We start from the raw sequence: 958 nt of genomic DNA, 5'->3' as shown, positions 1-958 counted from the left end.
CAACAAGGTACGCATCTGCGCCATTATTTTGAATGTGTTCCTTTGCTTCTGCGAAGGACGTGGCGATGTCAAAAGGGAAGCCAGCATTGCTTTTGTTGATGTGTTTGATGATTTTTACAACAATCGAGCTGTCTTCAACAAGTAAGAATTTTTTCATAGTTGAGGGTACGCTAGTCTGTACATAATAAAAGGGCGCTATATAGAAGCCGTGGGTTTATCTATCAGCTTAGTAGTTCCTCGCATAGTCTCCAGTTTTTAGTCTTCAAAAAGTTTAAATATGGTCACTTTTGACATTCAAATATGTTAGAATCGCGACCTTTATTTTAATAATCAGAATAAACAGGAACGCTGTCCATATGGGTGATCAAGCGAAAGAAATCCTTCCAGTTAATATTGAAGACGAATTGAAGCAGTCGTATCTCGATTATGCGATGAGTGTTATCGTTGGTCGTGCCTTGCCTGATGCGCGTGACGGTCTCAAGCCTGTGCATCGTCGAGTCTTGTTTGCGATGAGCGAACTGGGGAATGACTGGAACAAGGCGTACAAGAAGTCAGCACGTGTCGTCGGTGACGTAATCGGTAAATATCACCCTCATGGTGACTCCGCCGTATACGATACGATTGTACGAATGGCTCAGCCTTTCTCTTTGCGTTACATGCTTGTAGATGGACAGGGTAACTTTGGTTCCATAGATGGTGATAACCCAGCTGCGATGCGATATACCGAAATTCGTATGCAGAAGCTTGCTCATTCGTTGCTTGCTGACTTGGACAAAGAAACAGTCGATTTTGTTCCTAACTATGACGGTACCGAGCAGATACCCGAAGTTATGCCGACTAGAGTTCCTAACCTGTTGGTGAATGGCTCGTCAGGTATCGCTGTTGGTATGGCGACTAATATTCCACCACACAACTTAACTGAAGTTGTTGGTGCTTGCCTTGCTCTGATGGAAAATAG

General features: G+C 43.6%; 1 protein-coding gene. It reads left to right on the top strand.

Annotated elements, in window-relative coordinates:
* Positions 1-356 precede the first annotated feature (356 nt).
* Positions 357-958 (top strand): DNA gyrase subunit A (locus A3763_RS22155; protein ID WP_304440838.1); only part of this gene is annotated, 602 nt, incomplete at its 3' end.

It is taken from the genome of Oleiphilus sp. HI0128, from assembly GCF_001635365.1.
Note: the sequence above shows the minus strand (reverse complement) of the source record. Positions and strands in the feature narration are given on the sequence as shown.